This window comes from Roseomonas sp. TS2 (assembly GCF_058833935.1).
In genome coordinates, this window is the sequence record NZ_JCACVY010000130.1 from 1 (window position 1) to 12,599 (window position 12,599).

Genomic DNA, 12,599 nt, shown 5'->3' on the forward strand with positions numbered 1-12,599 from the left:
CATCTCGTGCCCCATGGTCAGCGGCAGGTGCGGCGCCATGTGTCCATAGCCCTCGGTCCACTCATAGGCGTGCACGTCGCTGCCGCAGATGCCCACGGCCTCGATCCGCAGCAGCACCTCGCCCGGGCCGGGGGCGCCGGGCTCCGGCGCGTCCAGCGCCTCCAGCCCGGGCGCGGGGCGCGTCTTGCGCAGCGCCAGCATCAGAACGGCTCGGGGAAGTGGCCGTGATACATGGTGAGCGGCGGCTTGGCGTCCGGGTCGGTCAGCACCTCGATCAGCGCCGGCGCGCCGGAGGCGAAGGCGGCGTCCAGCGCGGCGCCCAGCTCCTCCCCCTTCGTCACGCGGTGGCCGGCGATGCCGCAGGCGCGGGCGATGGCGGCGTGGTCCACCGCGCCGAAATCGCAGGCGATGGTGTGCTCGCCGAACTTCGTGTCCTCGGCATGCTTCTGGAAGCCGAGGATGCCGTTGTTCAGCACCACCACGGTGACGGGCAGCGCCAGCCTCTGCAGCGTCTCCAGCTCCGCCCAGGAATGGCCGAAGCCGCCATCGCCGCAGAGGCAGACCACGCGCCGCTCCGGCGCCGCCACCTGCGCGCCGATGGCCAGCGGCACGCCCCAGCCAAGGCCCGCCAGGCCGCGCGGCGTCAGGAAGCGCTGCCCGGCCCGCCGGGCCGTCATGTAGATGTTGATCCAGTTGGAGGAGTAGGAGGCGTCGGCCACCATGATGCCGTCCTCCGGCAGGCGGCGGTCGATCTCGGCGGCGACGCGCTCGGGGCGCACCGGCCCGCCGTCGCGCGCGCAGACGCCGGCCACCAGGGCGCGCCACTCTTCGACCGCGGCGCCGATCTGCCGCTCCAGCGCCGGGCGCGCGGCGGCGCGGGCGGCGAGGTCCTGCCGCGCCATCGCCGCGCGCAGCGCCGCCAGCGTGGCGCGCGCGTCGCCCGTCAGGCGCAGCGCCTCGTAGTTGCGGCCGATCTCCAGCGGATCGGGGTCGATGTGGATGTAGCGGGCATCGGGCGGGTAGAGCGTCCAGCTATCCGTGCCGTTCTGGTTGGTGCGGTTGCCCACCAGCAGCACCACATCGGCCTCCGCCACCAGCGGCCGCAGCGCGCGGGCGCGGGCGCCCTGCCCCATCGTGTTGCCGACGACGCCGACCGAGAGCGGATGCGTCTCCGCCACGCTGCCCTTGCCCATGAAGGTGGTGGCCACGGGCAAATGCGCCTCCTCCTGCAGCGCCGCCAGCTCCGCCGCCGCGCCGGAGAGATGCACGCCGCCGCCGGCGATGACGATGGGCCGCGCCGCCCCCGCCAGCAGCGCCGCCGCCTCCTCGATGCGCGCCGCCTCCGGCTGCGGCCGGTCCAGCGGGTAGCTGCCGAGATTGGCGCGGCGCCGCGCCACGGGGGCGGCCCGCTCCAGCAGCAGGTCGGCCGGCAGCAGCAGCACGGCGGGGCCCGGCCGGCCGGAGGTGGCGGCGACGAAGGCCATGTCCACGTAATCCTCCAGCCGGTCCGCGCGGTCGATGCGGCGGACGAACTTGGCCACCGGGTCGAACATCCTCAGGTGGTCGAATTCCTGGAAGGCGTTGCGGTCGGCGCTGTCGCGCGTCACCTCCTGCACCAGCGCGATCACTGGCACGCTGGCCTTCAGCGCCTCGGCCAGCGGCGGCACCAGCAGGGTGGCGGCCGGCCCGTTCTGCGCCGTGACGATGCCGACCTTGCCCGAGATGCGCGCATAGCCGTCGGCCATCGTGCCGCCCATGTTCTCCTGCCGGTAGACCTTCTGCGCGATGCCGGCATGCGGCGCGGCGAGATGGAAGGCCGAGGGCAGGCTCTGCCCGAAGGTCAGGGTGACGCCGTGGCGGGCGAGCGCCTCGGCCAGGCGCAGGGCGACGGTCGCGTTCGCCGCGAGGGAGGGGGCGCTGTCTGGCATCCGGAGGTTTCCTCGTGGTATTTGGTGTTTGCTATAGCAAATGCCGGTTTGCTTGACACGTCAAGGGCGCCCCCCGATGAGTCCCGCCGCCATGGATGCCCTCCCCCCGCTTGCCCCCGTCGACCGCGAGGAAAGCCTCGCCGGCAAGGTCTATCGCCGCCTGCGCGCCGCGCTGATGTCCGGCCGCCTCTCGCCCGGCCAGAAGCTGGTGCACCGGCTGCTGGCGCAGGAGATGCAGGTGAGCCCGACGCCGGTGCGCGAGGCGCTGCTGCGCCTGGTCTCGGAAGGCGGGCTCGACCTCGACGCGCGCGGCATCGCCTGGGTGCCGCGCCTGGCGCCGGAGCGCTACAACGAGATCATGGAGCTGCGGGTGGAGCTGGAAGGCCGCGCCGCCGCCCGCGCCGCCGAGCTGGCCACGCCGGAGGACATCGCCGCGCTGCGCGCCATCCATGCCCGCGTCGCCGAGGGCCGGCTGCGCAACGATGCGCGCATGGTGCTGACCGAGAACGAGCTGTTCCATTTCCACACCATCGCCCTGGCGCGGATGCCGGTGCTGCAGCGCATGGTGGAGAGCCTCTGGGTGCAGGCCGGCCCCACCATCAACCTGCTGTTCACCGTGCCGCGCCCCGTGGCGCCGCAGGACCACCCGCATGTGGCGCTGCTCGCCGCGCTGGCGGCGCGCGACCCCGTCGCCGCCCGCGCCGCCGTGGAGCGCGACCTGCGCGAGCATGGCGCCGTGCTGGCGGACATGCTGGCCCGGCCCGCCGCGCCGGCCGGCTGAGCACGCGCCCGCCGCCACCCTTCCCGCCCAAGTCCCCGCCCCGGCCATCCGGGGCGGCTCCCGCCAGAGTCCTCACCTTGCCGGCGGGAGGCCGGCAGCGCCATGGGGCCGGCCGCCGCGGCAGCCCGGGAGGCCGCCCTGCCGGGGCGCGGCGCCGGGCGGAGGCACCCGGAGGCACCGCATCCTTGCCCGATGGATGCGCGCCAGTGCGGCGGAGGCCGCGCTGCCCTGGCGGATCGAGGACTTTGGCGGGGGCAGCGGAAGCGCCCGTCCCGCTGGAGCGGACCCGGGGGGGAGTGGCCTGGGTGCCTACGGCCGGCGCTGACATTGCCACCGGCTGAGAAGCCGACATATATCGCGCATCCCGCACGGGCACCGGGTCCGCAGGGACGATCGGAGGAGGGTGTGGAGAGCGGCGAGGAGATCCGGTTCGGCGGCTTCACCCTGCTCCCCCGCCGCAAGCGGCTGCTGCGGGAGGGCGAGCCGGTCCGCATCGGGCAACGGGCGCTCGACCTGCTGATCGCGCTGGCGCAGCGGCCGGGCGAGGTGCTCGACCGCGACGCGCTGCTCCCCGCCGTCTGGCCCGGCCGCCACATCGAGGACTCCAACCTGCGCGCCCAGGTCGCCGCGCTGCGCCGGGCGCTCGGCGAGAGCGAGGCGGAGGCGCGCCACGTGCTCACCGTGCCGGGCCGCGGGTACAGCTTCGTCGCGCCGCTGGAGACCGGGCCGGCGCCCCCCGTTCCACGCCCCGCCACGCCGACGGCGGCGGCCACGCTGCCGGTGCGGCTGCAGCCCGTGCTGGGCCGCGAGACCGATATCGGCCTCATCGCCGGGCGGTTGCGGGAGCACCGCTTCGTCAGCGTCACCGGCGCGGGCGGCATCGGCAAGACCACCGTGGCGCTGTCCGTCGCGCGGCGGCTGGCGGCGGAATACGCACAGCCGCCGCTGTTCATCGACCTCGGCACCCTGACCGACGGCGCGCTGGCGCAGGGCCGGGTCCTCGCCGCGCTGGAGTCGGAGGGGCGGGCCGAGGGCGGCCTCGCCGCCGCGCTGGCCGGGGCGCACCGGCTGGTCATCCTGGACAGCTGCGAGCCGGTGATCGGCGCCGCCGCGCGCCTTGCGGAACACCTTCTCCAGTCGGCGCCGCGGCTGCATGTGCTGGCCACCAGCCGCGAGCCGCTGCGGGCCGAGGGGGAATGGACCTACCGCCTGCCCTCGATGGAGGCGCCGCCGCCCGGCGCGGCGCCGGGCGCGCGGGAGGCGATGGGCTTCCCCGCCATCGCCCTGTTCGTCGAGCGGTTGCAGGCCGCCGGCGCCATGCCGGCGCTCACCGATGCGGAGGCAGGGCTGGTGGCGCAGATCTGCCGCCAGCTGGACGGCATTCCGCTGGCCATCGAGCTGGCCGCCACCCGCGCCGCCCAGCTCGGCCTGCAGGCCCTGGCGGAGCGGCTGGGCGACCGCTTCCGGCTGCTGATGCAGGGCCGCCGCACCGCCCTTCCCCGCCACCAGACGCTGCGCGCCACGCTGGACTGGAGCCACGGCCTGCTGCCGCCGGAGGAGCAGCGCCTGCTGCGCCGGCTCGCCGTGTTCCAGGGCTGCTTCACGCTGGAGGCGGCGCTGGCCGTCGGCGGCGACGAGGGAGAGACGGAGGCCGAGATCATCGACCGCCTCGGCAGCCTGCTGGACAAGTCCTTCCTCGCCCTGCAGGCGCGGCCGGGCGGCACGGCCTATCGCTGCCTCGACACGACGCGGCTCTACCTGGCCGGCAAGCTGGAGGAGGCGGGCGAGGCGGAGGCCACCGCGCTGCGCCACGCCAGCCATTTCGAGGCGGTGTTCCGGCGGGCCGAGGCGCTGTGGGCCGCCGTGCCGGTGGCCGAGGCGCGCGCCCGGCTGGCGCCCGACATCGACAACCTGCGCGCCGCCATCGACTGGGCCCTGGGCCCCGCCTGCCAGCGGCGCATTGGCATCGCCCTCACCCTCGCCGGCGTGCCGCTCTGGTCCTCCTTCGGCCTGATCGACGAGACGCGGCGGCGGCTGGACGCGGCCATCGCCGCCTTCCGCGCCGAGGTGGAGCAGGAGCCGCGCCTTGGCATGCGGCTCTACGCCGCGCTCGGCACCATCACGGTATTCCAGTCCGGCACGCTGGAATCCGCCTGGGTCAACACGCTGGTCTTCGCCGAGCAGCTCGGCGACGTGGAGCACCAGCTGCGCGCGCTGAACGGGCTGGCGCTCGGCGCCATGCGGCGCGACTACGGCCAGGCGCTGGCCTATGCCCACCGCTTCCGCGACATCGCCTGGGCCTCCGGCCAGCCCGATGACGGGCCTGTGGGGGACCGGCTGGTGGGCTACATCCTGCACATGCAGGGCGAGCAGGCCGAGGCGCGCCGGCTGACCGAGGCGATGCTCGCCCGCTACCCGCGCCGGGCGCTGCAGCCGCACCAGAGCAAGCTGAACTTCTATGACCAACGCATCCTCTCCAAGAGCGTGCTGGCCCGCATCCTGTGGCTGCAGGGCGAGACGGAGGCGGCCCTGGCGCTGGCCGATGAGACGGCGGCCGAGGCGCGCGCGCTGGAGCACCCCTTCAGCCATTTCTTCGCCCTGGCGCTGGGCGCGGGGCTGGTGGCCTTCCTGGCGGGCGATATGGCGCGCGCCGCCGCGGTGCGCGCGGTGATGCTGGGCGAGTTGCGGCAGACCCAGGCCTGGGTGCTCTGGGGCGAGAGCTACCAGGCGCTGGAGTGGATCGCCGCCGGCCGGATGGAGGAGGGCCTGGCGCAGCTGCGCGAGCGCATGGCGGGCATGGCGCCCACCGCCTTCAGCGCGCGGCTGCCGATCCTGCATGCCGGCGTCGCCACGGCGCTGCTGCGCCTGGGGCGGCCGGCGGAGGCGCTGGCAGCGGTCGAGGCGGCGCTGGCCGATGCGCGCGGCTGCGGCGAAGCCTGGTTCGAGCCAGAATATCTCCGCCTGGGCGGCGAATGCCGGCTGGCGCTGGGGGATGCTGGCGCGGCGGCGGCGGCGTTCCACGCGGCGCTGGCGCTGGCGGCGCGGCAGGCGGCACCGGCCTGGTCGCTGCGCGCCGCCACCAGCCTCGCCCGGATGCGCCAGGAGGGGGCTGCGGGCCAGGAGGCGGAGGCGCTGCTGGCCGGCATCGTCGCCCGCTTCCCGCCGCGGGCCGACACGCCCGACCTGCGCGCGGCACGCGCGCTGCTTGGCGAGGCTTGAGGGCAGGATCGGCCAAGCGGACCGCCCGCGCCCCTTGCCATGCTGCGCCTCCGCCGGATGGCGGATGGTCATGGCCAGGGCGAGGATCGCGGCGTGTCGTTCGGAGCGGGCAATGGCGGCGCGGGCAGGCTGGCCGGCAAGGTGGCGCTGGTCACCGGCGGCTCGCGCGGCATCGGCCGGGCGGCGGCGCTGGCCCTGGCGGAAGCCGGCGCGGCGGTGGCCATCAGCTTCCGCCACGATGCCGACCGCGCCGCCGAGGTGGTGCGCGCGATCGGGCGGCGCGGCGGGCGGGCCGCCGCCTACCAGGCCGACCAGGGGCGGGCGGACGACATCCACCGCATGGTGCGCGCCGTGCGCGAGGAGTTCGGCGCGCTCGACATCCTGGTCAACAACGCGGCGCATTTCGTCACCGGCCCGGTGGACGACCCGGATATCGACGGCGCGGCCCTGGCGGCGCAGGCGGCGGTGAACATCGGCGGCGTCTTCACCGCCATCCGCGCGGCGGCGCCGCTGATGCGGCCGGGCGGGCGGATCATCACCATGGGCTGCGCCGTGGCCGGCTTCGTCGGCGGCGCGGGGCTGGCCGACTACGCCGCCACGCGTGCGGCGGTGGTCGGCTTCAGCAAGGGCGCGGCGCGCGACCTCGGGCCGCTCGGCATCACCGTCAACGTGGTGCAGGCGGGGCCGATCAACACCGAGCACAACCCGGCCGACGGCCCCTTCGCGGCACCGCAGCGCTGCGGCACCGCGCTCGGCCGCTTCGGCGAGCCGGAGGAGGTGGCGGCCGGCATCCTGTTCCTGGCCAGCCCGGAGGCCTCCTTCGTCACCGGGGCGGTGCTGGCGATCGACGGCGGCTACGGCGCCTGAGCGGCCACCCGTCGCCGGGCTTGGCAGGGCAAGGCCCCCCGGCGCATTTTGCGCGCATGTCCACGCATGAACCCCGCCGGCCCCTCTGGCGGCTTCTCCTGGCCCTGGCGCCGGCCCTGGCGGCCGCGCCGGCCGGCGGCGCGGCGGAGCTGCGCATCGGCATGGCGGTCTCGCCAACCACGCTGGACCCGCATTTCCACGCCGACGCGGCCAATTTCGCCCTGCAGCGGCATCTCTTCGAGGCGCTGCTGCAATGGAGCCATGACGGCCGCCTGCTGCCGATGCTGGCCCGCCAGTGGACACCGCTGGCCGGCGGCGCGGGATGGGAGCTGCGGATGGACCCCGCGGCGCGCTTCGCCGACGGAACGCCGGTGCGGGCCGAGGACGCCGCCGCCAGCCTGCACCGCGCCATGACCATCCCCGACAGCCCCGGCCGCTACACGCCCTTCCTGGTGGGGCTGCGGCGTGTGGAGGTGGCGGCGCCGGACGTGCTGCGCCTGTACACCGAGGGCCCGGCGCCGCTGCTGCCGAACGGGCTGACGACCATCCTGGTGGTGCCCGCCCGCATCGCCGCCACGGCAGCGCCGGCCGCGTTCAACGCCGGCGCCGCCGTCCTGGGCAGCGGTCCGTTCCGCCTGCGCGCCTATCGCCGTGGCGAGGGCGCCCTGCTGGAGCGCGACGAGGGCTGGTGGCAGGCCGCCCGTCGGCCGGCGCCGGAATGGAAGCGGGTCAGCCTGCGCGTCCTGCCGCAGGACAGCGCCCGGCTCGGCGCGCTGCTGGCCGGGGAGCTGGACCTGATCGAGAACCTGCCGCCGCGCGACGCGCGGGGCGTGGCCGGAACCCTGGGGCTGCGCCTGGTGCGCCAGCCCGGCACGCGGGTGATGTACGTGGCGCTCAACCACCGCCCGGAGCTCCGCCCCGGCGAGGCCAACCCGCTGGCCGACCCGCGTGTGCGGCGCGCCCTCTCCCTGGCGCTGGACCGCGCCGCGCTGGCCGCCCAGGTGATGGATGGCGAGGCAGCGCCGACCGCGCAGATCATGCCGCCCGGGCGTGACTCAGCCGACCCCGCCCTGCGGCCGGCGGCGCCCGACCGGGCCGGGGCGCGCCGGCTGCTGGAGGAGGCCGGCTGGGGCCGGGGGCTGCGGCTCGAGCTGTCCGGCACCACCGACCGCTTCACCAATGACGAGCAGCTGTTGCAGGCCCTGGCGCAGATGTGGCGGCAGGCGGGCATCGAGGTCTCGGTCGAGGCCTCGCCCGCCATCAGCTTCTTCCCGCGCTACGGCGCCGGGCGGTTCTCGATGGCCCTGTTCGGCTGGCTGACCGGGCCGGGCGAGCCGAACAGCTTCCTCACCGCCCTGCTCGCCAGCCGCGACCCGGCGCGCGGGCGCGGCGCGTTGAACGGCACCGGCTACGGCAATCCGCGCCTCGACGCGCTGATCGACACCGCCCTCGCCACGCCCGGGGCCGGGCCGCGCAACGCGCTGTGGCGGGAGGCGGCGCGCCTTGCCCTCGACGAGGACGTGGCGCTGCTGCCGCTGTTCCACCAGGCCAGCCTCTGGGCGATGCGCGCCGGCATCACCTACGACGCGCGGGTGGACAGCCTGACCCTGGCGCTGGACGCGCATCAGGCGGCCGCGCCCTGAAGCACGGACTCCGGCGGGGTGGCCCGCGCCGCCGCGGGCCGGCGCCCCTGGCTGCGGCGCCACGCCGCCGGGCTGACGCCCATCGCCCGCCGGAAGCGCTTGGTCAGGTGCGGCTGGTCGCAGAAGCCGCATTCCTGCGCGATCTCGGACAGGCCGAGCGCCGTGCCCAGCATCATCGCCCGCGCCCGCGCCAGCCGCCGCTCGAGGATGAAGGCGTGCGGCGAGGTGCCCAGGCTGGCGCGGAAGGCGCGCGAGAAATAGCCGGCGCTGAGCCCCACCAGCCCGGCCAGGCTGGAGATGGGGATCTCCTCGGCCAGATGCGCGTCCACATGGCGCAGGATCCTGCCGATCTGCCAGGGCGCCAGGCGGCTGGAGAGGGATGCTTGCGGCATGGTCAAGGTCCTCGGCAAGGGCGCCCCATGGCGCCGCTGCCGGGAGAGTTCCGCCGGTGGCCGGCGGGAGCGAGTGAACTGCCGTGAAAAGCTGTGAAGCGCCCTGCTGGAGCATCCTCCGGCCGGGCGGAATCAGCCGGGCCGGAGGATGCTCTGGCTGGCCAGGAAATGCCGCACGCGCGGCGCCTCGGGGCCGGTGTGGAAGCGGTGGAGCTCGGCCTGCAGGTCGGCATCGGCCCGCGCCACGCGGCGGTGCTGGCGCAGGTGCTCGGCCCAGGATTCCACCATGAACCACTCGACCATCAGCGCCGGATCGGCGGCATCCTCGGCCACGCCCCAGCCATAGGCGCCATCGCGCCGCCGCGCGGCGGAGAGGCGATGGATGGCCGCCAGGAACGCGCCCCGCGCCGCGGGCGCGACACGGTACTCGATGAGGACCAGCACTGGCCCCCGGTCCTGCGCCACGGGCGCGGCCAGCAGCGGCTCGGGCCAGTGGTTGGAGGGGGTGAGGTCCGCCTCGCCGCGCGGCAGGGGGATGCGCCGCAGCACCAGGGCCGAGGCCGCCAGCGCCAGCGCGGCCACCCATAGCGTCCAGGGCACGCCGAGCGCCTCGGCCACCGCGCCCCAGAGCAGGCTGCCCGCCGTCATCGCGCCGTTGAACACGGTGAGGTAGACCGCCAGCGCCCGGCCGCGCACCCAGTTGGGCAGGATGGCCTGCGCGGTGCCGTTCAGCCCGGTCAGCGCGGCGATCCAGGCCATGCCGAGCAGCACCAGCACCACCGGCGCCAGGGCGCGCGGCGGCGCGAAGGCGAGCAGCGCCATGACGGCGGCGGTGAGCAGGGCCGAGGCCAGCAGCACCCCGTCGATGTCGAGGCGCGCGCGCAGCCAGGGCAGCACCATGGCGCCGAGGATGGCCCCCGCCCCCACCGCGCCCAGCAGCAGGCCGTAATAGCTGGCGTCGCCGCCGAGCAGCTGCCGCGCCACCAGCGGCAGCAGCGCCCAGACCGCGCTGGCCAGCAGGAAGAACAGCGCCGCGCGCAGCAGCACCACATGCAGCTCCCGGCTGGCGCGCGCATAGCGCAGCCCGGCGCGGAAGGCGCCGGCGAAGCGCTCGTCGAGCGGGTCCTCCGCCCGCTTCGCCCGCCGCCAGAGCAGCAGCGCGGCGATGACCACGACATAGCTGGCGACATCCGCCGCATAGGTGACGGCGGCGCCGAAGCTGGCCAGCAGCAGCCCGCCCGCCGCTGGCCCGATGGCGCGGGCGATGTTGATGCCGAGCGAGTTCAGCGCGACCGCGTCGCGCGTGTCGCGCGGGGGCACCAGCTCCGGCACGATGGCCTGCCAGGTGGGCGCCATCAGCGCGGCGCCGATGCCGCCGAGGAAGGTCAGCCCCGCCAGCGCGGCCACCGAGGCGAGGCCCGCCTGCGCCAGCAGCATCAGCGAGAGGCTGACCCCCGCCAGCAGCAGTTGCACGGCGAGGAGGAACTTCCGGCGGTCGAGGATGTCGGCCAGGACGCCGGCGGGGATCGCCAGCAGGAACACCGGCAGCGTGGCGGCGGCCTGGATCAGCGCCACGGCGGCCGGGCCGGCGGCGGCCTCGGTGACCAGCCAGGCGCTGGCGACGTCGCGCATGAAGCTGCCGATGTTGCCGATGACGGTCGCGCCCCAGAGCAGCGCGAAGGTGGGCTGCAGCAGCGGCCCGAAGCCGCTGCGTGCCCGCGGCTCAGCGGCCATGGCCGCGCTCCCACAGGAAGGCCAGGAGAAAGGCGCCGGCGAGGCCCGGATGCTCGCGGAAGGCATTCGCCGTCATGAAACGCTCCTGCCCGGGCGGCAGCGCCCGGCAGCGGTGGGCGATGAAGGTGGCAGCCCGGGCGAAGGCGCCGAGCGCCGGCGCGCCGAGCCGGGCCAGCGCGGGATGCCTGTGGGGCAGCAGGCACGGCATGGCTCAGAAGGCCCAGCAGGAGCAGCCGAGCGCGCCCCAGAAGCCGGCATCCTGCCTGGCGGGCGTGGCGGCGCCCCAGGCGCGGGCATGGCCGTGCCCGTGCACGCCGCAGGCCGTGGCGCAGCAGGCCGCGAGCCGGGCGAAGGCGCCCCGCTTCTCCTGGCCGCGCCGGCCCTGGTAGCCGCCGAAGCGGCGCACGGGAGACCAGTCCGGCATCGCCGGCGGCAGCTCCGGCGCCAGCGGCGCGTAGCCGCCAGTGCCGTGCACGACGCGGCCGCCCACCACCGTCAGCACCGAGGTGATGTCCTGGATCTCGTCGCCGGGAACGTCGAAATAGTCGCGGTCCAGCACGGCGAGGTCGGCGAGCTGGCCCTCCGCGACCTGGCCCTTCCTGCCTTCCTCGTTGGAGAACCAGGCGACCTTCTCGGTCAGCATGCGCAGCGCCGTCTCGCGGTCCAGCGTGTTGCGCTCGGGCGTGATGCGGGTGCCGCCGACGGTGCGCCCAGTGGTGAGCCAGGAGAGCGCCACCCACGGGTTGTAGGAGGCGACGCGCGTGGCATCCGTCCCGGCCGAGACCTTGACGCCCATCTCCAGCATCTTCGCCACGGGCGGCGTGGCCTCGGCGGCGCGGGCGCCGTAGCGCTCGACGAAATACTCGCCCTGATAGGCCATGCGGTGCTGCACCGCGACGCCGCCGCCGAGCCGCGCGATGCGCTCGAGCGACCGCTCGCTCACCGTCTCGGCATGGTCGAAGATCCAGTGCAGCCCGCCGATCGGCGTCTCGGCATCGACCTTCTCGAACACGTCGAGGGCGCGGGCGATGGTCTGGTCGTAGGTGGCGTGCAGCCGCCAGGGCCAGCGGTTCTGCACCAGAACCCGCACCACCTGCTCCAGCTCCGGCTCCATCGCGGGCGGCATCTCCGGCCGCTCGACGCGGAAATCCTCGAAGTCGGCGGCGGAATAGACCAGCATCTCGCCGGCGCCGTTCAGGCGGAAATAGTCGTCGCCCTGCCGGTAGGTGTTCTCCGCCGTCCAGCGGAGGAAATCCTCCTTCTCCTGCTTCGGCTTCTGCGTGAACAGGTTGTAGGCGATGCGCACGGTCAGCTGGCCGTCGGCCGCCAGCTTCTGGATGACCTGGTAGTCCTCCGGGTAGTTCTGGTTGCCGCCGCCGGCATCGATGGCGCTGGTGACGCCGAGCCGGTTCAGGTCGCGCAGGAAGTGGCGGGTGGAGTTGAGCTGGTAGTCGAAGGGCAGCTTCGGGCCGCGCGCCAGGGTGGCGTAGAGGATGGTGGCGTTGGGGCGGGCCAGCAGCAGGCCGGTGGGCGTGCCGTCCGGGCCGCGCTGGATCTCGCCGCCGGGCGGGTTCGGCGTGTCCCTGTCGTAGCCCACGGCGCGCAGCGCGGCGGCGTTCAGCAGCGCGCGGTCATACAGGTGCAGGATGAAGACCGGCGTCTCCGGCGCGGCGGCGTTGATCTCGTCGAGCGTCGGCAGCCGCTTCTCCACGAACTGGTGCTCGGTGAAGCCGCCGACGATGCGCACCCATTGCGGCGGCGGCGTGGTGGCGGCCTGCCGCTTCAGCATCGCCATCGCGTCGGCGAGGGAGCGCACGCCGTCCCAGCGCAGCTCCATGTTGTAGTTCAGGCCGCCGCGGATGAGATGCAGGTGGTTGTCGAACAGGCCGGGGATGAGGCGGCGGCCGGCGAGGTCGATCACCCGCGTGCCGGCGCCGGCGGTGGGCAGGATGTCCCGCGCCGCGCCCACGGCGCTGAAGCGGCCGGCGGTGATGGCCACCGCCTCGGGCTGCGGGTTGGCGCGGTCCAGCGTGGT

10 protein-coding genes are annotated in these 12,599 nt (G+C 75.2%); 4 read left to right on the plus strand and 6 right to left on the minus strand.

Annotated features, from left to right (window positions below; translation table 11 throughout):
* Nucleotides 1-201, minus strand: a 201-nt coding sequence (locus ACZJYS_RS17490) for an alcohol dehydrogenase catalytic domain-containing protein (protein WP_493179764.1), incomplete at its 3' end; no start/stop codon positions are given.
* Entirely contained in the window at nucleotides 201-1,928 is a 1,728-nt protein-coding gene (locus tag ACZJYS_RS17495) for an acetolactate synthase catalytic subunit (protein ID WP_493179765.1), read from the minus strand. The genes ACZJYS_RS17495 and ACZJYS_RS17490, both read right to left, overlap by 1 nt.
* 91 nt (nucleotides 1,929-2,019) lie before the next feature.
* Between ACZJYS_RS17495 and ACZJYS_RS17500 the strand changes: the two genes are divergently transcribed.
* The 4 genes from ACZJYS_RS17500 to ACZJYS_RS17515 all read left to right on the plus strand — a co-directional run bounded on the left by ACZJYS_RS17500 (nucleotide 2,020) and on the right by ACZJYS_RS17515 (nucleotide 8,438).
* Nucleotides 2,020-2,709: a GntR family transcriptional regulator gene (locus tag ACZJYS_RS17500; protein ID WP_493179766.1), complete on the plus strand. Its 690-nt coding sequence runs from the start codon at nucleotides 2,020-2,022 to the stop codon at nucleotides 2,707-2,709.
* Between the two features lie 405 nt (nucleotides 2,710-3,114).
* Nucleotides 3,115-5,928, plus strand: a complete 2,814-nt coding sequence (locus ACZJYS_RS17505; RefSeq protein ID WP_493179767.1) for an ATP-binding protein — start codon at nucleotides 3,115-3,117, stop codon at nucleotides 5,926-5,928.
* A gap of 93 nt (nucleotides 5,929-6,021) precedes the next feature.
* Nucleotides 6,022-6,795, plus strand: coding sequence for an SDR family NAD(P)-dependent oxidoreductase (locus ACZJYS_RS17510; RefSeq protein WP_245906354.1), 774 nt, complete (start codon nucleotides 6,022-6,024; stop codon nucleotides 6,793-6,795).
* A gap of 56 nt (nucleotides 6,796-6,851) precedes the next feature.
* Nucleotides 6,852-8,438 carry an ABC transporter substrate-binding protein gene (locus ACZJYS_RS17515; protein WP_493179768.1) on the plus strand — a complete coding sequence of 529 codons (1,587 nt, stop codon included), beginning with the start codon at nucleotides 6,852-6,854 and terminating at the stop codon, nucleotides 8,436-8,438.
* Here the strand turns inward: ACZJYS_RS17515 and ACZJYS_RS17520 are convergent.
* The 4 genes from ACZJYS_RS17520 to ACZJYS_RS17535 all read right to left on the minus strand — a co-directional run.
* Nucleotides 8,420-8,830: a helix-turn-helix domain-containing protein gene (locus ACZJYS_RS17520; RefSeq protein ID WP_109517150.1), complete on the minus strand. Its 411-nt coding sequence runs from the start codon at nucleotides 8,828-8,830 to the stop codon at nucleotides 8,420-8,422. The genes ACZJYS_RS17515 and ACZJYS_RS17520 overlap by 19 nt on opposite strands.
* A 132-nt stretch (nucleotides 8,831-8,962) precedes the next feature.
* Nucleotides 8,963-10,564, minus strand: coding sequence for an MFS transporter (locus tag ACZJYS_RS17525; protein WP_493179769.1), 1,602 nt, complete (start codon nucleotides 10,562-10,564; stop codon nucleotides 8,963-8,965).
* Nucleotides 10,554-10,772: a hypothetical protein gene (locus ACZJYS_RS17530; protein ID WP_493179770.1), complete on the minus strand. Its 219-nt coding sequence runs from the start codon at nucleotides 10,770-10,772 to the stop codon at nucleotides 10,554-10,556. Before ACZJYS_RS17530 ends, ACZJYS_RS17525 begins: the two co-directional genes overlap by 11 nt.
* A gap of 3 nt (nucleotides 10,773-10,775) precedes the next feature.
* Nucleotides 10,776-12,599 (minus strand): amidohydrolase (locus ACZJYS_RS17535; RefSeq protein ID WP_493179771.1); only part of this gene is annotated, 1,824 nt, incomplete at its 5' end.

Bases quoted from the DNA above. Each gene is read 5' to 3' on its own strand.
- ACZJYS_RS17495 (WP_493179765.1), bottom strand. From the start codon at position 1,928: ATGCCAGACAGCGCCCCCTCCCTCGCGGCGAACGCGACCGTCGCCCTG.
- ACZJYS_RS17500 (WP_493179766.1), top strand. From the start codon at position 2,020: ATGGATGCCCTCCCCCCGCTTGCCCCCGTCGACCGCGAGGAAAGCCTC.
- ACZJYS_RS17515 (WP_493179768.1), top strand. From the start codon at position 6,852: ATGTCCACGCATGAACCCCGCCGGCCCCTCTGGCGGCTTCTCCTGGCC.
- ACZJYS_RS17520 (WP_109517150.1), bottom strand. From the start codon at position 8,830: ATGCCGCAAGCATCCCTCTCCAGCCGCCTGGCGCCCTGGCAGATCGGC.
- ACZJYS_RS17525 (WP_493179769.1), bottom strand. From the start codon at position 10,564: ATGGCCGCTGAGCCGCGGGCACGCAGCGGCTTCGGGCCGCTGCTGCAG.
- ACZJYS_RS17530 (WP_493179770.1), bottom strand. From the start codon at position 10,772: ATGCCGTGCCTGCTGCCCCACAGGCATCCCGCGCTGGCCCGGCTCGGC.